The sequence below is a fragment of the Candidatus Eremiobacteraceae bacterium genome (assembly GCA_036511855.1).
In the GTDB taxonomy this organism is placed as follows: Bacteria; Vulcanimicrobiota; Vulcanimicrobiia; order Eremiobacterales; family Eremiobacteraceae; genus JABCYQ01.
This window is the reverse complement of the sequence record DATCBN010000025.1, coordinates 17,266-35,436: the sequence shown is the minus strand read 5'-3', so window position 1 is coordinate 35,436 and position 18,171 is coordinate 17,266. Positions and strand designations below refer to the sequence as shown.

At 62.2% G+C, this 18,171-nt stretch carries 15 protein-coding genes; 8 read left to right on the top strand and 7 right to left on the bottom strand.

The features are described 5' to 3' along the window. On the bottom strand, window positions 1-523 hold a 523-nt coding region (locus VII69_03995; GenBank protein HEY5094263.1), incomplete at its 3' end, for a hypothetical protein. On the opposite strand from VII69_03995, the gene VII69_03990 reads away from it, so the two are divergent. Further along, a complete protein-coding gene (locus tag VII69_03990) occupies window positions 518-1,783 on the top strand; it encodes a citrate/2-methylcitrate synthase (protein ID HEY5094262.1) in 1,266 nt (421 codons plus the stop codon). The genes VII69_03995 and VII69_03990 overlap by 6 nt on opposite strands. Before the next feature lie 180 nt (window positions 1,784-1,963). Here VII69_03990 and VII69_03985 read toward each other — a convergent pair whose 3' ends face one another. The 4 genes from VII69_03985 to VII69_03970 all read right to left on the bottom strand — a co-directional run bounded on the left by VII69_03985 (window position 1,964) and on the right by VII69_03970 (window position 7,711). Continuing rightward, window positions 1,964-2,140 (bottom strand): hypothetical protein, encoded by a 177-nt coding sequence (locus tag VII69_03985; GenBank protein HEY5094261.1) that lies wholly within the window; start codon window positions 2,138-2,140, stop codon window positions 1,964-1,966. A gap of 91 nt (window positions 2,141-2,231) precedes the next feature. Beyond that, a complete protein-coding gene (locus VII69_03980) occupies window positions 2,232-3,608 on the bottom strand; it encodes an aminotransferase class I/II-fold pyridoxal phosphate-dependent enzyme (protein ID HEY5094260.1) in 1,377 nt (458 codons plus the stop codon). Beyond that, window positions 3,605-4,123 (bottom strand): GNAT family N-acetyltransferase, encoded by a 519-nt coding sequence (locus tag VII69_03975; GenBank protein ID HEY5094259.1) that lies wholly within the window; start codon window positions 4,121-4,123, stop codon window positions 3,605-3,607. The genes VII69_03980 and VII69_03975 overlap by 4 nt, the downstream gene beginning before the upstream one ends. Window positions 4,124-4,129: 6 nt before the next feature. After that, on the bottom strand, window positions 4,130-7,711 hold the full coding sequence (locus tag VII69_03970) for an SNF2-related protein (GenBank protein HEY5094258.1): 3,582 nt from the start codon (window positions 7,709-7,711) through the stop codon (window positions 4,130-4,132). Between the two features lie 144 nt (window positions 7,712-7,855). On the opposite strand from VII69_03970, the gene VII69_03965 reads away from it, so the two are divergent. From VII69_03965 to VII69_03950, 4 genes are read left to right on the top strand one after another with little or no spacing between them, the layout of a single operon-like run. Further along, window positions 7,856-8,776 carry a hypothetical protein gene (locus VII69_03965; GenBank protein HEY5094257.1) on the top strand — a complete coding sequence of 307 codons (921 nt, stop codon included), beginning with the start codon at window positions 7,856-7,858 and terminating at the stop codon, window positions 8,774-8,776. Between the two features lie 9 nt (window positions 8,777-8,785). Beyond that, window positions 8,786-10,882 carry an ATP-binding protein gene (locus VII69_03960; protein ID HEY5094256.1) on the top strand — a complete coding sequence of 699 codons (2,097 nt, stop codon included), beginning with the start codon at window positions 8,786-8,788 and terminating at the stop codon, window positions 10,880-10,882. Then, window positions 10,879-11,271 (top strand): response regulator, encoded by a 393-nt coding sequence (locus VII69_03955; GenBank protein HEY5094255.1) that lies wholly within the window; start codon window positions 10,879-10,881, stop codon window positions 11,269-11,271. The genes VII69_03960 and VII69_03955 overlap by 4 nt, the downstream gene beginning before the upstream one ends. Beyond that, window positions 11,256-12,317: a cupin domain-containing protein gene (locus tag VII69_03950; protein ID HEY5094254.1), complete on the top strand. Its 1,062-nt coding sequence runs from the start codon at window positions 11,256-11,258 to the stop codon at window positions 12,315-12,317. The genes VII69_03955 and VII69_03950 overlap by 16 nt, the downstream gene beginning before the upstream one ends. A 306-nt stretch (window positions 12,318-12,623) precedes the next feature. On the opposite strand, the gene VII69_03945 is transcribed toward VII69_03950, so the two are convergent. Continuing rightward, window positions 12,624-15,005, bottom strand: a complete 2,382-nt coding sequence (locus VII69_03945; protein HEY5094253.1) for a beta-propeller fold lactonase family protein — start codon at window positions 15,003-15,005, stop codon at window positions 12,624-12,626. A 49-nt stretch (window positions 15,006-15,054) separates the two neighbouring features. On the opposite strand from VII69_03945, the gene VII69_03940 reads away from it, so the two are divergent. Together VII69_03940 and VII69_03935 are read left to right on the top strand one after the other, a co-directional pair. Next, complete coding sequence (locus VII69_03940; GenBank protein HEY5094252.1) at window positions 15,055-16,320, top strand: NAD(P)/FAD-dependent oxidoreductase; 1,266 nt, start codon at window positions 15,055-15,057, stop codon at window positions 16,318-16,320. 177 nt (window positions 16,321-16,497) lie between these two features. Then, entirely contained in the window at window positions 16,498-16,920 is a 423-nt protein-coding gene (locus VII69_03935; GenBank protein HEY5094251.1) for a biopolymer transporter ExbD, read from the top strand. An 11-nt stretch (window positions 16,921-16,931) separates the two neighbouring features. Here the strand turns inward: VII69_03935 and VII69_03930 are convergent, their stop codons facing one another. After that, window positions 16,932-17,321: a gamma-glutamylcyclotransferase family protein gene (locus tag VII69_03930; GenBank protein HEY5094250.1), complete on the bottom strand. Its 390-nt coding sequence runs from the start codon at window positions 17,319-17,321 to the stop codon at window positions 16,932-16,934. Between the two features lie 169 nt (window positions 17,322-17,490). On the opposite strand from VII69_03930, the gene VII69_03925 reads away from it, so the two are divergent. Further along, window positions 17,491-18,162 (top strand): hypothetical protein, encoded by a 672-nt coding sequence (locus tag VII69_03925; protein ID HEY5094249.1) that lies wholly within the window; start codon window positions 17,491-17,493, stop codon window positions 18,160-18,162. Window positions 18,163-18,171: the final 9 nt, after the last annotated feature.

Sequence of the window (18,171 nt, the reverse complement as noted above, 5' to 3'; positions counted from 1 at the left end):
GAGCCTCGGGTGATCCGACGACATATTGATCGGCGGCGCCCGCCGCGGTCCAGCTATGATGGATCGTCACAAGATCGGTGATGACGGTGACGAGCGGAGCATGCAGACCCGATGCGTCGATGAGCTGGCGCGCATAGACATTCAATAACGGATGGACCGAGACCACGAGGTCGGGGCGCAATTCCGATAACATGCGGCGGAAGTTGCGGCGGATGAACGGCTTGCCGAGCTCCGCGATCACGCGAAAGCGCGTGCGCCCGTTCGTGAGATGATATATCGCAGGATACGGACTCGGCTGGACTTTGAGCATCGAGCCATATGAAGCGACACCCTCGCGGAGCGGAAACGTGCCGCACGACGCAAACGCATCCACGTGATGAACGCGGATGTTTTCTGAACCGTTGAGCGCGTGGAGTCCGAAGTCGATGGCTTGAGCAGAGGCGCGATGGCCGCCGCCGGTGTCAGAGAAGAGGAAGAGTATGCTGCGACTGTCCGATGATGGCCGGTCCGCAAGGATTTGCACCTTATCATCTTTCGCAATTGCCGTGAGTGTCGCCTTCGCCTGTCCCGCTCAGCCGGGAACGAGCAGCGTTTCGGCGAACGCAGGCGCCGAAAGAGCAGGTGCATCGTCAAAAACTCCGCCATCACCGTCGATCCAGGGCTCGAAGGAGTCATCGTCGGCGAGACCGCCCTCAGTCGCGTCGCCGGAGAAGAAGGCCGCCTCACATATCGAGGCTACGACATCGCCGACCTCGCGGCGAACGCGTCGTTCGAGGAAGTCGCGTATCTTCTATGGCACGGGCGCTTGCCAAATTCATCCGAATTCGCCGACCTTCGCGGCCGCATGGCTGCGTACCGGCCATTGCCCGAGCCGTTGATCGAAGCGCTCAAGGACGTGCCGCGCGATGCGTGGCCCATGGACGTCTTGCGCAGTGTCGTGTCCGCGATCGCCCTGCACGTGCCGCACCGGGCGGATGGCACGCACGTCTCGGACGCCGACACCGCGATGCGGCTCACCGCATCGTCGGCCACCGCGGTAGCCGCATGGGATCGCTTACGCCGCGGACTGGAACCGGTCGCGCCGCGCACCGACCTTTCGCACGCCGCAAATTTCTTGTACATGAAAAACGGCGCCGAGCCGACTGAAGCGGCCGCGCGTGCGCTCGACACATATTTCGTGCTGCTCGCCGATCACGGATTCAACGCGTCCACGTTCGCCGCGCGCGTCACGGCGAGCACGTGGTCCGATATGTACGCGGCGGCGACTGCAGCTGTCGCGACGCTGGAAGGGGATCTGCACGGCGGCGCGCCGGGTAAGGTCATGAAGATGATCCTCGACATCGGCACGCCAGACCGTGCGGAAGCCTACGTGCGTGCCCTGGTGGACAAGGGCGGCCGCGTCATGGGCATCGGACATCGCGAATACAAAGTACGCGATCCTCGCGCCGAACCGCTCGAGGTGATGGCGCGCACGCTCGGGGAGAGCGCCGGCACGCCGCAATGGTACAACGTGGCCCACACGCTCGAAGAAATCGCCGTGCGTGTGCTGGACGAGAAAAAGCCCGGCCGCCGTCTGTACGCCAACGTCGAATTCTACACCGCGCCCACGCTCTACGCGCTCGGCATCGAGCCCGACACGTTCACGTGCATGTTCGCATGCAGCCGCATGGCAGGCTGGACCGCGCACGTAATGGAGCAGATGCTCAACAACCGGCTGATCCGCCCGCAAGTGAAATACACGGGCCTGATGGGTCTGCCTTGGGTGCCGATGAAAAACCGGTAGCCGTAGGAGGGCGAGCATCGCTCACCCATTTTTTAAATCTACGTAGGAGGGCAAGCATCGCTTGCCCCGTTTTTTGGGCGAGCGATGCTCGCCCTAGTACAGTTGCCCTAGTACGGCGAAAAAATCAAAGGGGCAAGCGATGCTTGCCCCAGTACGGTTGCCCTTGTACGGGGACGGAGGTTACGCGACTTTTTGCTTCAGCGGGGCGCCATCTTCGCACACGACTGAGTATCCGTGCCGGACGGCTACGAAGTAGCATGCCGAACAGATGCGGAACTGCGGCGGACCCTGCGAGATGAAATTCAGGAATAGGTTCGAGTGGGTCGCATCGGCGTGGCAGAACGCGCAGGTGTGCATGGTGGTTGATCCCCTTCTGCACATATGACGGCAAAGCTTGACCGACGTGACGGGCCGCATCGGCCTGAGACGGGCATCACACGACTAAAGTCTACTTCACCGCCGCCAGAATCCGGCTGACGATACCGGCCGCCCGGTCCTTATGTTCCGGCTTCATGAGCACGCTGCGCAGGACGGCGCAATCGTCGCGATCCCAATCCACGTATGGCATCGCCAGACGGCCGAACGCAGCGGGCACGCGCCAAACTGCGAGATAGAGCGGGTCGTCCCGGTCGCTCCCGAGCTTGTCGAACGCTGCTTGGGTTCGGGCCGATATCGCCGACGCGGCCGCGCGCGAACCCGCTCTGACCGGCGCGGCGCTGAAGATGTCGAGCTCGGGCTCGACGACCGGCTTCAATTCGCCGCTTTCCCGCGCGTTGGCGCTTGCGATCAGCGCCGCGGTTCGCGTGGCGAGCAACGCGCGGCCGAGTCCGGTAGGCGAGAGAGGCAGACAACGCAACGTGGCCCACAGCGCCGCCGCGCTAGCACCGGCGCGCGAACATTCAAGACTGATCTCGCCGAGGTGCAGTTCTTGCGACGTGAAGTACGTGTACGGGCTGTCGTGTTTGTAGAGCGCTCCCACCGATGCGTCGCGGAAGAGCACGCATCCGCAACCATAGGGCTGCAGGCCGTGCTTGTGCGGATCCACCACTATCGAATCGCAGGCGGATAGCGCTTGCCATGGCGCCGGATCCATGTACGCGTCGGGCATCTCCGCTATGATCTTGAAAAATCCGCCGTACGCGGTGTCGGCGTGCACGCGCCATCCGCGTGTCGCCGCAAGCGCGACCACTTCGTGCACCGGGTCCACTGCGCCAGAAGCGGTCGTCCCCGCCGTCACGACCACCGTGCCGACGTTGTCCGATTCCGCCAAGGCCTGGAGCGCCGCGACATCCATCCGTCCTCGCGCGTCGACGGGAACGGCGATCGACCGCACGCCAAGAACGGCGCACATGCGCGCATGCGTATAGTGAGCCTCGGCGGAGTGCGCGACCGCCGTGCCCGGACGCAGTCGCGTCGCGACCCACAATGCTTCAAGGTTGGCGATCGTGCCGGAACTTGTGAGATGGCCGAGGTGATCGTGGCCGTAGCCGAACATCGTCGCGATCTGCGCGACGGCTTCACGTTCGAGCGCCGCCGTCGCCGGACCGCCGTCGAGCGCGTGGTTGTTCGGATTTATGCGCGCCGTCATCGCGTAGGCGGCGAGCGCTATGGGATGGGGCGGCTTGAGCATCTGGCCGGCGTATTGCGGATGGAAAAACGGATAGTTGTCGTGCAGCCGCTCCGCGAGCTCATCGATGGCGGCCGCCGCCCGATCGAATGGTATGTCGAGCGACGGATCGGCCGCGAACGCCGGCCAGCGCGCTTCCCACGCGGCCACGCCATCCATTCCGCGCTCCAGCAGCGCTCGCAGTTCGCGTTCAGTCATGCGTCGGTATTGTCGACCGCGTAGATGAGATGCGGAATGCCGCGCCACGTAGTGGATCGATCGACGGACATTCCCATGCGCTCGGCCACGGCGCGTGAGGGGGCGTTTTCCGGGCGCACGAGCGAAATGACTTTGGGAATCTTGAGCACGCCGAATGCGTGGTCGCGACAACCGATCGCGCTTTCCGTGGCATAGCCGCGATGCCAATGCTTGCTCTTGAAAAGATAGCCGATTTCGACCAGCGCTTCGCCTTCGACGGTCTGCGGCATCAATCCGCACTGCCCAAGGAACGCGCCGTCGCTCGCACGCTCGACCGCGAACAATCCGTGGCCATTCTTTGCGTAGGCCGCAAAAACCCAGTCAAGCCACGCGTCGGTATCGGCGCGCGACTTGAGCGCCGGATAGTAACGCATCACCAGCGGATCCTGGAACATGGAATAGAGTTCGTCGACGTCGCGTTGCACGAGATGACGCAACCGCAATCGCTCCGTGCGGATCACGTCCCCGGCGGTCAATGCAGATCAGTCGCCGATGAGCGCGAAGAGGTCGTCCAAGTCCTCTCGCGTGAGACTCTTCGCGAACGCCGCGTCGGTGGCGATGACCGAATCCGCCAACGCCTGTTTGCGGCTTTGCAGAGCCTGGATTTTCTCTTCGACCGAGCCGAGCGTGACGAGACGGTAGGCGGTGACCGGCTTGGTCTGCCCGATGCGATGCGTGCGGTCGATCGCCTGGCGCTCGATCGCCGGATTCCACCACGGATCGTAGAGGATCACATAATCCGCCTCGGTCACGGTCAGACCGACGCCGCCCGCCTTGAGGCTCATGAGGAATATCGGCGGCCCTTCCTCGCGCTTGAAGTCTTCCAATACTTTTTGACGGTTCTTCGTGGCGCCGTCGAGGTAGGAGTAACTTAGTTTGCGCGCGTCGAGCGCCTCGCGCATCAAGCCGAGCATCTCCGTGAACGAAGAGAACACGAGCACGCGATGACCCGATTCGACGATGGAATCGATCAGCTCGAGAAACGCGACGAATTTCCCCGACGCTTCCGGATCTTCGCGCCAGTGATCGCCGACAAGCCCGGGATGGCAACAGATCTGGCGCAGCTTCGTCAATGCCGCGAGGATGGAGAGCTGCGCGCGGCCGATGCCGTGCTCGTCCACTTCTCGCAAGATCTCGCGCCGTGCACGCAGGACGATCTCCCGGTACGCTTTCTTTTGCGCGCCAGTCATCTCGCACTCGATGCTCTGTTCGGTGCGCGATGGCAAGTCGGCGGCGACCTGCGTTTTGAGGCGCCGAATCATAAAGGGCTGTACGCGTTTCGCGAGCCGCGTCTGCTTTTCGACATCGCCGTCGCGCATGATCGGTGTTTCGAAGACCGACCGGAAATGGCTTTCGTTGCCGAGAAGTCCGGGCATGACGAAATCGACGATGGACCAGAGGTCGAGCACGGAATTTTCGATGGGTGTGCCGGTGAGCGCAAGCCGCTGCTCCGCTTCGATCGACTTGATGACCTGAGAAATCTTGGCCTGTGGATTCTTGATCTGCTGCGCCTCATCGAGCACGACGGATCGAAAACCGATGGCCGAGAGCGCTTCCGCATCCCGGCGAGCGAGTGCGTACGATGTGACCAACATGTCATACTCGTCGGCGGTCTTGTAGATGGCATCTCGCCCGGACCCAGCCGAGAGAAGAACGACCTTCATCTCGGGTGTGAACCGCGCCGACTCGTTCACCCAGGTGTGCGTCACCGATGTCGGACAGACGACGAGGTTTGGCGCGCTGCCGCGAGATTCGCGCCTGCTATCCAGATATGCGAGGACTTGCAGCGTTTTGCCGAGGCCCATGTCATCGGCAAGGATGCCGCCGAATTTGTAGCGGCCGAGGTACGATAAAAAGTCGAGGCCGCGGCGCTGGTACGGGCGCAGGATCTTCTCGAGATGCGCCGGCGGGTCCGTCTCTTCGATGCCGGCGAAATCGCGAACCGCTTCGCGAAGCTCGCGCAACGGTGCTGGAAGCTGCGTGTCGCCGCATGCGCGCGCGAGATCGTCGTACACTGAAAGCATCTGCGCGGCCGTGAGTCGTGCCTTGCCGCCGCGCTCGAGCGTGCCGCCGAAGCCGCCGGTGGCTTCGCGCAGCAGCGCGAACGACGAGAGGTCGATGAAGCGGCCGTCGGACAGCCGATGGTAGCGGCCCGTGCTATGCCAGAGCGCTTTGAGATCGTCCGGCGAGAGTACCTGACCGTCGAGCATCAGTTCGACGGATATCTCCAGCCAGTCGATTGGACCGGTGGAAACCGCTGATGGCTTCTTCGCCTTGGCCCTCGCGGCGGCGGCTTCGTGCGCCGTGTCCACGCTGACCGAGACCTTGAGCGTCTTCGGACCTTCGACGAGCGACTTGACCGTGTCGTCCATGTCGAGTTGGAGTTCGCCGCGCCATTGCGGCAAGACGTCCGTGCCGAATTGATACGCGGCATCGGTCGGCTCGACGCGCCACGCGGTCTCGTCGTAGTGTGGCGGGGCTTCGCCGTTCTGGTCGTGAGCGAAGGCGTCTTTCACGTCGCGCCACGGCACGGCGCCTGCGGCTTCGAGCCGCGCCCGCACGAGCGAGGCTTGCGAAGGATCGCAGTACGCGTATCGGGGTGTGCTGTCTTTCGTTCCGTCGTCGATGCGAAGGAGCGCGGCGAACTCGCCTGGCGTCACTTTCCAATTGGCGCCGCTATGCGCGTCTTCGATGGCCGCAGAGATCGTGATGCCGTCGCCCTGCCAGCGAAGCGTGAGCAGCGTCTGACACCGCATGTCTTCCGGCATGAGCATGAGCGTGGCGGCGGTGGCGGCGTCGAGCAGACCGTGCGCGCATTCGAGGAACTGCGGCACTTCGGGAGGCGCAAGCGTGAGTGTGGGTGTGGATTTCAACTTGTCGACGATGCGCAGACTGAACGAGCCGCTGTGCAGATGGAAAGTGGCGCCGTCGAAAAGCCATGCGGGCGTGCCGTCGACCGGCCGCGCGCTCGCGACGTCGACCAGCGAACCGTCTGGGCGGACGAACGCGCCGTTCAATCGCAGATCGCCGGACTCGCGCGCCCCGCCCAATCGAAGACGAAGCGGCGTGAGCGCGATCTTCACAGCCGGCATCTGATCGGGTGCGGCAGCGAGGTGATCGTCGAACCGCACGCGCGGATGTGCGATGAGGCGCAGCAGCAGTTGCGCGAAATTATTGCTTAGACGTTGAGTCTGTTCGGACGTGGCCCGCGCGAGCGCATAATCGGCAGGCGTGCCGAACATCGCGCCAAGCGACGAATCCGAGAGCAGTGCGGCGTCGTGCCGGTCCCACTCTTCACCGGTGAGGTTGGCTTGGCGAGTGGTGCGATAGAGCTGTTGCAATTCCGCATGCGTGCGCGCGACGCCGTGCAGTTTCGGGGCATCCAGCCGCAGCTGCGCGTAAAAAACACCGAGCCGGTCATCAAAGCCGATGACCACCCATAGCCGGCGGCGCGGCACGACGGCTTCGTGATGCGGCGCGAGCATGTCGAGTAAGTCGCGAATGGGCGGCGAAGTGCCGGTATGGCCGTTAGAAGACGGCATTGCCGAAGAGCGGCTCGGGTCGGCGGCCGCAACGTGGCCATTCGTTGTGCCGGCCGCGAGCTGGCGGCTTTGGTCGACTGCGCCCGCGTGTCCGTTGCCGGTCCCGTCCCCTCCGGTGCCATCCGGAGGCGCATCGGGTGTACGTGAGGCGAGTTCGATGAGCATGTACAGGGCGGCCACCGCGTGCTTGCAATCGTAGCCGTATCGGCACGTGCAATTGCAGCGAAGTCCTAAAGGCGGCCGCGACGTATCGCGCGTGAGCGTTGTGGTGTGCGTTTCAGTGTCGGCAACGGTGGCGACGAGATCGACGCGCCTTAGGTTGAGCGATCGCACCTTACCGCGTTGGTACGCCGCCAGGCCCTGCGCGATTATGGGTTTCGGAAAAGTGCCTTCGATCGCTTGCGGTGCGGGAAGCCATGCTTGCCACGGGCCGAGCGGCGGGCCGCCACGTTCGGGTGCTACACCCTCTTCAAAGCGGAGCATCACCGGCTGATGCGGCTTGGATTGCGGACGAATTGACATACTTGCCGTACTTCTACGACAAGATGCGGGCTCCCGCCAGAATCATTCGATTAGTACAGACGGCCCGTATCCGTCCCAGGATGAAGACGCCGCCGAGGTTAACGATTCTCAAACATCCGTGAGCACACGAGGAGGAACAACATCATGACCCGATTATCGTTGGGTAATTATGCATTGATCGGCGCCGGTCTCCTGGCGGTGATGTTCGCGTCGCCGGCCGCGCACGCGATTGGCGGAACCACCGGCAACGGCAGCGGCGCTGCCGGCGGCGGCCAGGAATTGCAGTACGTGACCACGACGACCTTGAACGTGCCCGGTTTCTTGAAGATGATGATGGGGCACAAAGGCGAGCAGCCTCCGACCACGACCACTATTTCGACTTATCGCACGAGACGCGACGATGGCAAAGGCACGAGCACGATCGTGGAATGCGACTTGTCGCGCATCATCACGATAGACGACAACGCCAAAACGTATACAGTTCTCAGCTTCGACGATGAGATGAAAACCGTTGCGGCGGCGCTCGCAAAAGCGCAAGCGGCGGCCAAGGCCGCCACGCCGGCACCCGCGTCGACGACGATGACCGGAACCGGCCGTACCGCGATCACGTTAGACGAAAAACCCGACAACCAAACGCAGGTCATCGCGGGCCTGACCGCTCATCATGCAGTCGACACCATCACCATTTCCGAGCAAGGCACGGGCGACTGCCCATCTTTCTCGCAGTCGATGACAGAAGACGTATGGTTCGCGCCCCCGCCCGTCAAGATGTCGTGCCCCACAAAACTTGCCATACCGACGATTCCGTCCGCTCCGGGTCAATCCAGTAACCCCTGCGCGCAAAACATGATGATCCAGGCGAACTCCGTGAGGTCCGCCCAACCGCGCATCATGCTGAAGTCCACGATGTCCATGCCCGGCTCACAAAAGGCCGGGATGAACATCTCTACGACGACGCTCGTGACGTCGCTGAAGACCCAGCCGTACGAGCCCGCGTTCTTCGACATCCCGGCAGGCTACACGAAAGTCGACGCTTCGACGGCCTCGCCGCCGCCGCACCGTTAGGGCCAACCCGTGACCAAGGACCGCGCCGTCAGCGTTCGCATCGCGCAGCTGCTCGCCGGCGTGGTCCTTGCGTTTGGCGCGTTCTTTCTGTATCAATTCTCCACCGCATGGCTCGGCTTTAGAGTTTCAAACGAAGTGCGCCGGATCGGAGCCCAAGCGGCACAACGCGAAGCGGAGCGCATCGACAACACGCTCGTCGCCATAAACTCGCTTGCGGCGGGCATCGAAGCAAATGGGTTTGACCGGCGGGTCTTCGAAGCCGGGGCACGCAGGGCGCTCGGACAATATCCGGCGCTGCGCACGATCGACTATTTCAACGGGAACGGCGATCACGTCGTGCTCGTGACCCCAAGTGGTCCGAGCGATTTGCAGCATTCTGGGCTTAAATCGCCAGACATCTCGTTTCAAACGATAACCGCGGTCAACATCGTCCAGGCTCGAGCCGACTTAACAAAGTCGATGGCCGCATCCGAAGTGCTTCGATTGGCACGGCATCGCGGCGACGTGAGCGGACCGTTGTATGTTTTCGCGGCAGCACCGATCATCATCGACCGCGAGGCGCAGGGCGACGTGGTCGCTCGTATCGACGTCCACGCTTTGCTCATCGACGACTTGCGCGCGACGCTTCCGCCCACAAAATTCACGCTTGACGACAGCACCGGCCGCCTTCAGGCGAGCTGGCCGCCCGGCAGTCAAGGCGCCGGTCCATTCGCCCAGACGTTCCCCATCAAGTTCGCAGACCGGCAATGGCAGCTCGTGGTCGAACCGGCTACGTCCGTTCAATCCGTCAAGCCGTGGTGGTTCGCTGCCGGCGCGTTCGTGCTGTGGCTGGTGCTCGCATGGCCGATCGAGGTGGTCGGACAGATCAACCGTCGCGTGCGCGTCCTCAACGAAAGTCTCGAGGAGCGAGTGGCCGCCCGCACTCGCCAGTTGCAGTCGACAGTGGCGGAGTCGCGCAAGCTTGCGGCGGTCGTCGAATCGGTCAGTGAAGGCGTGATGCTGGTGAGCACGGACGGCACGGTCCGGTACGCCAACGCCGCGCTTGCCAAGGAACTCCGCTGCAAGACAGCAGACCTCATCGACAAATCGGTGTACGATATCAACGCGGTCGCGCTCAGCGCGACGACGCTCGCAGAGATCCGGTCAACGGTGTCTAGGCTCGGCTATATGTACTTGGAGACCGCGCGCGCGCGCGCCGACGGAAGCACGTACTGGGCGGGGATCGCCTTTACCGCGCAGCGCGACGCCGATGGCAAGATGACCGGCCTTATCGCCGTGTCGCGCGACATCACAGACCGGCGCGCGCTCGTCGACCAACTCGTGACCGCCAAGGATGATCTCGAACGGCAGATGCGGGTGCGCGCGGATTTCATCGGAACCGCTAGTCACGAACTCCGCACCCCCGCCACCACGTTGCGCACGTTGTGCGCCTTGCTCGTATCGAAGATAGCGCCGCGCTATTCATTTGACGACGAAGACCGGACGCTGGTCGGTCTCTTGGAACGCGAGACGAAACGGCTCAATCTCCTCGTGGATGATCTGCTCGAAGTTGGGAAGATCGACGCGGATGAAGCTCGCCGTCCGGAGGCCGATGTCGACGTCGTTGAGGTCGCGCGCTCTGAAGTCGAAAGCTTCCGGGAACTCGCGGACGAAAAAGCACCGCCGGTCGAGTTGCGTCTGCCGTCCGCGCCTACGGTCATGCGCGGCGATGAAGCCTCACTTCGCCGTGTTGTGGCCAACCTCGTCGGCAACGCTCTCAAGTTCACGCCCGGAACCGGACTTGTGACGGTCACGGTCGAGCGGTCGCCGGCGCGAGTCCGTCTCGCGGTCGCCGATACCGGACTGGGAATTCCCGAGCGCGATCTTCCGCATATCTTCGACCGCTTTTATCGAGTTGAGCGCCCCGGCACGGCCATCCGAGGCACGGGTCTCGGACTTGCGATCGTGGCTCGGCTTGTCGAGCAGATGCATGGCACCATCGCGGTATCAAGCGTCGTTGGCACAGGGACGACGGTGACCGTGGAGTTCCCAGCCGAAAGCGTCGCGGCGAAGAGTTCCATCATTCAACCGGTCGACTTCGGCCGGTCGTCCAAAAAACCGGCGTGAAGCATATTCTCCTCGTCGACGACGAACCGGTGTTAAGATCGGTCTTGCGCCAGTTCCTCGAGTTCTCCGGATATGAAGTGGTTGAAGCCGGAGATGGGGCCGGGGCGCTCGCGCTCGCGCGCGGACGGCGGCCCGACATCGTCCTAACCGACCTCCTCATGCCGCAAAAGGACGGTCTCGATTTCTGCCGGGAACTGCGCAAAGACCCAGGTCTCTTCGATGTGCCGGTGCTATTCGTCACCGCGCGCAACACCGACGCCGCACTGCGCGCCGAGATGGATCTCATCGGCAACGGCCTCGTGGTTAAGCCGTTCGAGCCCGATCATCTGCTGAACATCATCGAATCGTTGCTCGTAGGAAAGGCAAGGACGTCATGCAGCCCACCGTGATCCCGGGCGTCTTCATGTGGTCGGTCTGGCAACCGGCAAGACGCGTGTTCTTCAACTCGTATTTCTTGACGATACCGGGCGGCAATGTCGTCGTCGATCCCCTCGCGCTGCTCCCCGAGCAGTCCGCAGAACTAGCCGAACGCGGCGGCGCGGCCTGGGTGATCGTCACGAATCGCGATCACGAGCGGATGGCGCGCGAAGTAGCAGCGCAATTCGGCGCGAAGATCGCCGCGAGCAAAGGCGACGCGCCGCTGCTCACCGGCCCCGTCGACCGCGTGTTAAATGACGGCGACGAGCCGTTCGCAGGCGCCCGCGTCATCGCGTTTGACGGCATGAAAAGCCCCGGCGAGATCGCGCTGTCATTGCCGAAACTTAACGCGGCCATTGTCGGCGACGCATTGTGGGGAGATCCGGCGGGAAGCCTGCGCCTGCTCGACGACGACAAACTGCTGGACCCTCGCGCCGCGGTGATGTCGCTTCGCAAATTGTGGGCGCTGCGACTGGACGTCCTTCTCGTCGGCGACGGCGCGTGCTTGTTCGCCGACGCCGACCGCATTATCGGCGAATGCCTGCAATCGCGGACCGACGCGTACGTCAACCGCATCAACATCGATGAGATCGCCGCGCAGTACGAAGTGGATCCCGGCGGATACGAAGCAACCCTGTACGAGATCGGGAACCCGATCGGCGCACGCAAGCTCGGCTATTGGATGGTCGAACTGGCGCCGGGCAAGAAATTCTGTCCGCTTCACTCGCATCAACTCGAAGAAGAGATGTTCTTGGTTTGGGAAGGCCGGCCGACCATCCGCACTCCGCGCGGAACATTTGAGTGCCGGCCGGGCGATGTGATCGCGTTTCCCGTCGGCGACACCGGCGCGCACCAACTCCTCAACGGCAGCGACACGCCATGCAAAGTGTTTCTGCTCGGCATGGACGAGGTGGAGGACGTGTGTCACTACCCGGATTCGGACAAAGTGAGCATCAGCGGCCGCCGTCTGCGCGTGCGCGCGTCACCCCACCTGGACTACTTCGACGGCGAGCTTTAAGTCAAATATGTCTGTGTGGCCGACTTTTATGGTCGGCCAGGATTTATTGTAGGAGGGCAAGCATCGCTTGCCCAGCCGGCCTATTAACCGGCGAGCTAAAGCTCGCCGAAGCCGAGGATAAACCTCGGCCCTACATTTCAGGTCGGCGCCGCTCATTTCTGTGGGGCCGACCTTTATGGTCGGCCAGGACTTTTTTGTAGAAGGGCAAGCATCGCTTGCCCAGCCGACCTATTAACTGGCGAGCTAAAGCTCGCCGAGGCCGAGGATAAACCTCGGCCCTACTGACCATTTTTGAATCTCACTCTTCTAGTGCGTCTGCGACTTCGCCCAATCCATAAGTATGCGATTGAACGCCGCTTCATTTGCGCGGTCGGCGCCGCTCAGGTCTAGTCGCATCGAGGCCTTCGCTCCCGAAGCATCCGGTGGATTAACGGCCTTGAGGTCGACCGTCTCGCGGATCGCCGACCATGGCGCCGTGTTTGCGATTGCCGCGAAGTCCAAATCCATCAAGCGCGCATTTGCGTCGAACTGGCTCATGTGTTCGAGACCGAGGATGCCTTCGATGGTCCGGATCATGCCGGAGGTGGTGTAGTGTGTGTGGTCGACGAATCCGCGCTTAACCTGCGCACCGATCACGAGCGCTTCAGTGCGGTGATCGCTGACGTGATCCGGGCCGGCCTGGGCGTCGTCCTCAAGCACGAACACGACGGTGTTTTTCCAATACTTACTATGGCTCAGTGCGTCGATCATCCGGCCGAGCGCGAGGTCGTTGTCGGCCACCATCGCGTACGGCGTCGGCATGCCCGGACGTGTGGCCGAAGTATGGTCGTTGGGCAGACGGACGATTTCGAACGCCGGCAGTTGCCCGTTTTTGACAAATTCTTTGAATTCGCGGAGCCATTCATCCGTTCGCGACTGATCCGTGACCTGCAGGTCGAAGCCGCGGTAATGCTGGTCGATGCGGCCCACCAACGATGAGACCACAGGCTTTTCCAGATCGCCCGCCTTCGTTGAAAAATCGGTATACTCGCCGTAGTCGCGCACGCTTAAGCCCTTTGCGATCGCGGCATCCCAGATGTACCCCGCCGACGGTCGCGACGCTGCGCTGCCTTCGTAATCGTAATCTTGCCTGCGGTGCGAGTACGTTGACGGCCAAAGCTTATCGACGTAGTCGGTCGAGTACGCGGCCGTCGACCAATTGTGGCCGTCGGCCGACACTTCGGCATCCACATCGAAATCGTCGAGAAGGACGAAGCTGTCGGCGAGGCTATGAATATTAGGGGTTATTCTCTTCCCGAAGATAGCGAGATCGCGCTCGCCGTTGCCCCGTGGGTCATCGCCGAGCACTTCGTCATACGTCCGGTTCTCTTTGATGACGTAGATGACGTGCGTTGGCGCTGGAGAAATGCGACCGTGGTCAAACGGGGAGCAGTTCAGGCTGTAGTCTACGCTGTAACAGTCGATAGTGTTTGTGATGCGTGGAACGTTGCCGCGCGCGACGATCAATCCTGAGGCGAGCGTTTTCTGATCCGGCATCGCGAGTCGTTCCAGATCCCCGGTGGCCAACTCCGCGACGTAATATTCGTCGGGATTCGCACCTTGTTTGGATTTCGGCCGCGCATCGGGGTGACGATACAGCGGATTGGAATGGACTTGCGTGCCGTGACCGTCGAGCGCAACCAGTCGGGCACCATCGTGCGTGATCAGGATATCGGTGGGGTACCATCCAACCGGCACCGCCCCGTTCACCTCGCCGCTCGCGAGGTCTAAGGCCACCACTGTGTTGTTGCCGGCGTCGGCGACGAATAGTGTCTTCCCATCAGTGGAAAGTGCGAGGCCGTCCGGCGTCGAGCCCTCAGGCGAATTTGGAGACAGCGCGACATCGAAATGCGCGCGCACCGAATTCGTTTTCGTGTCGATCGCATAGACGGTGTTATCGTTCGCGCACACGACGTACAATGTTGCACCGTCCGGAGAGGCGAGCAATGCGTTCGGATGCGCCCCGACTTGGATGTGAGCGATATTTGCGCCCGACGCAGCATCCACGACGTCAACCGAAGAGCCGGTCCAATCGCTCACATACGCGTTGGTGCCGGTCCTTGACAACGCGACTGCGTATGGTTGGGTGCCTATTTTTGCGGCCCAGAGCTTTGAGCCGCTCGAAGAGTCCAACGCCATGAGCTCATCGGTGGCAGTTGATGCAGCGTATACCACTCGTCCATCGGCCGAAACCGCGAGGCCCGCTATCCACTGCGATCCCGAGCCGATCGTCCATGCGCCGAGATCGTGCAACGCGCCGGTATTCGCGTCGAAGGCGAATCGTCTGATGCCTCCATCGGCGGCGGTGGATGCATAGAGCGTCTTTCCGTCCGATGCGAACGCAAGTCCATAAAACGACTTGGCGATGGGTGCGCTCGCAGCCACGACGCCGGTTCGCTCGTCGACGATCGTCACCGATTGGGCACCGTAGCCGGCGTTTGACACCGCGAGCCATCGGCCCGACGGATCTTCGACGACACGCAGGGGCAAGGTGCCGAGCGGCGTCAGCTCTCCGGCCGGTGTGATCGTCCAACCGTTCGGCAGCATCGTACCGTCGGCCGCGCGAAGTCGTTCGGCGCCGGCGAGCGCGAAGACCAAAGTAGCAAAGCCGATGACGATTGCGGCAGCAATTTTCGTGCGTTGTGGCATAGAAAGGGATTGGGCGGCCGGAGCGCGTCGCCTGCTCGGAGCAGCGGCCATGAATCGGATGCTCATACTCGGCGGCGGATTCGGCGGGGTCTACGCCGCGCTTCGCCTGCAGGCACTGGCCGGCCGGCACAAGGATATCCAAGTCACGCTCGTCAGCCGCGAAAATTACTTCCTATTCACGCCGATGCTGCCGCAAGCCGCCACCAGTTCCATCGACACACGGCATATCGTGCAAAACATCAGACGCATCTGCCCGCGGATCAAGCTTCTCGAGGCGGAGATCGACACTGTCGACCTCGCCACCCGCACGGTGTCGTTCAGCCACGAGCAAGGCCATCGCCACCAGTTGGGATTCGATCAATTGCTGATCGCCGTCGGCGGCGTGTCCAACTACTTCGGCCTGCCCGGAGTCGCGGAATTCTCGCTGCCGGTCAAAACACTCACAGACGCGATCCGCATCCGCAACCATGCACTCGATATGCTCGAACGAGCCGAACTCGAGGAAGACGCAGATCAGCGCCGCCAGTTGCTGACCTTTGTCGTCGCCGGCGCGGGCTTCGCCGGCGTCGAAACCGCCGCCGAACTCGACGTGTTCGTGCGTCGCGCTTCTAGGCAATACAGCAATTTCACAGCCGCGGACATCCGCACTGTGTTATTGGACGCTCAATCGCGCGTTCTGCCCGAGCTCAGCGAGCAGCTCGCGACCTTCACCGCGAGCACGCTGGTCAAGCGCGGCATGGAGGTCCTTATGAACGCGAAAGTGCGCGCCGCCGACGCGGAAGGCATCGACTTGAGCGACGGCACGCGCATTCTGACCCGGACGTTCATCTGGGCCGGCGGCGTCGGGCCCAATCCGCTCATCGCCGCGCTGGGGATCACAAACGAGCGCGGGCGCGTGCCCGTGGACGCCAACTTGGCCGTTCCCGGTCATCCCGGCGTTTGGGCGATCGGCGACTGTGCCCAAGTCTTGCCGGCACCAGGCGCGAAGCCATATCCGCCGACGGCGCAGCATGCGCTGCGCGAAGGCACGCACGTCGCGAACAACATGGTGGCGTTGGCTGACGGAAAACCGCTCAAGCCGTTCGCGTTCACGATGATCGGCCAGATGGCAAACCTCGGCGAAAGAAGCGCGGTCGCGATGGTCGGCGGATTCAAAATCTCGGGGTTCCCAGCATGGTGGCTGTGGCGCACCTACTATCTCACGCGCATCCCCACCCTCGAGCGCAAACTGCGCGTCGCCATCGATTGGACGCTCGACCTTCTCTTCTCGCGCGATACGGTCAAGCTCTCGATGCCCGCCGACCCGCGTCTGTAGGAGGGATCAGGGCATCCGTACTAGGGCAAGCAACGCTTGCCCCATCTTATTGCAGGGGCCGACCTTCATTGTCGGCCAAGCGATCTTGGCCCCGACTTCCGCAAGGCGCCGCGATCACCGCGCCGAACTCTCGGGCCACCCGATCCTGCGCATTACCCGCAGCGAAGGAGGCCCACAATGGGCACGCAATCCGGCGCGAGCAACGACGGCCCGATGGCCGAGATCAATATCACCCCGTTCACCGACGTGCTCCTCGTGCTGCTGATCATCTTCATGATCCTCGCTTCATTGAACACGCCGCCAGGCTTCCAAAAAGATATTTCGCATCAATGTATCGTCTGCCCCGGACATCATCCGATGAAAAACATCGAGGTATCGATCACCGCGTCGGGCGCGACGACAATCGACGGCGAACGCGTGACCGCTTCGGACCTCTATGATCGCATGGCCGAGACTGTGCGCTTCCACTCTGAGAGAGCGGGCTATTCCACGCATATCGCTCTGATTGCAGATAGCGCCACACCCTACGGTTCGATCATCAAGGTGCTCGACGCCGCGCGTGAAGCCGGCGACGATGACGTCGGACTGGTAACCGACTAGCGCTCGACGTCTTACGGCTGTCGCCGCCAATCGCCGCTTTGGATGATCGGCGCATTTTCGCGCGGCCGGTTATAGACGTATAGCCAAGCGCGGATCTCTTCGCCGTCATCGCGGACGACGCGCCGAGCTTCACGTACGTACTCGCCGCTCTCGGGATTTGCCGGATCGAAATTTTCGACATCGTCAAGTACGTCCAAAGCGGCCGGCAGATCGTCGAACGAATAGACCTCGCCGCGCACAGAGCCGGCGCCGTCGAGCAATGCCGGGTATTCCCCGAGCGATATGAGCCGGCCCTTAGCAGACGCTTCGCCTTCATAGCGCCCGTCGGTCATGAAGTGGTGGCGCGATAATCCGCGCATAAGGGTACCGTAAACGAATATCTTCAGAGGCTCGTCATTCATAGATACAGTATAGCACCGCCGTGCATCACGTTCTTAGCGTCGGCGAAATATACGACAAGGCGATCGATTTATGTTTGCGCAACGCCGGCAAAATCGCGCTTACGCTGGGCGTTTTAGCCTGATCGGCAACACGTTCAATGGCCTCTCCAATCGCTCGGGAGACGACAAAATGCTGGCCGCTCTGCATCTACGCGTGCACGGAGCCGTATTGAATAGTGGTTGGTTCACGGCGCTCGGCGCGTTGACCGCGATTGTGCTATTCCCGATGGTCGAGGCCGGGCTTTGCGTCATGTTTGACGCCGCGATACGCGGCAAGCAAATTGGCCTGAATCAGTTTTTCAGCTCGCCGCTTCGACGCACGGGAAATGTCATCGTCGCCTCGCTCCTGTCGGGGATCTATGCTACCGTGCCGGCATTTGCCATCGCAATCGCGTACTTAATCGCGCTTGGCATGTTCAATCAGCCGGCAGCTATCACCGTATTGACCGTGGTCACGACAGGACTCGTAGTCTGGCTCACGGGCATGCTCGCGTTTGGCGTTGCGGTCGGATTCGCGCGCGTCGCGCTTGACGCCGGCCGCGTGGTTTTGTCGTTGCGGTTGGGCATCGCTAGCGCGTTTGAAAAGGGCAACCGCCGGCGTGCGCTGGGCGTCGGCGCCCCCCTGTTCATCCTGCTCGCGATTGGTAATTTCGGCTGTTACTTCCTTGGAGTTGTTGCCTTCGGGTTCACGGGCGCGGACGCGGCAAACGTCATCATCCAGAGCATTGGCGACTGTGTGGCGTGGAGCCTCACAGCCGCAGTTGCGACAATCTGCTATCGCAATTTGGCACCCATCGCATAAAAAATCGCA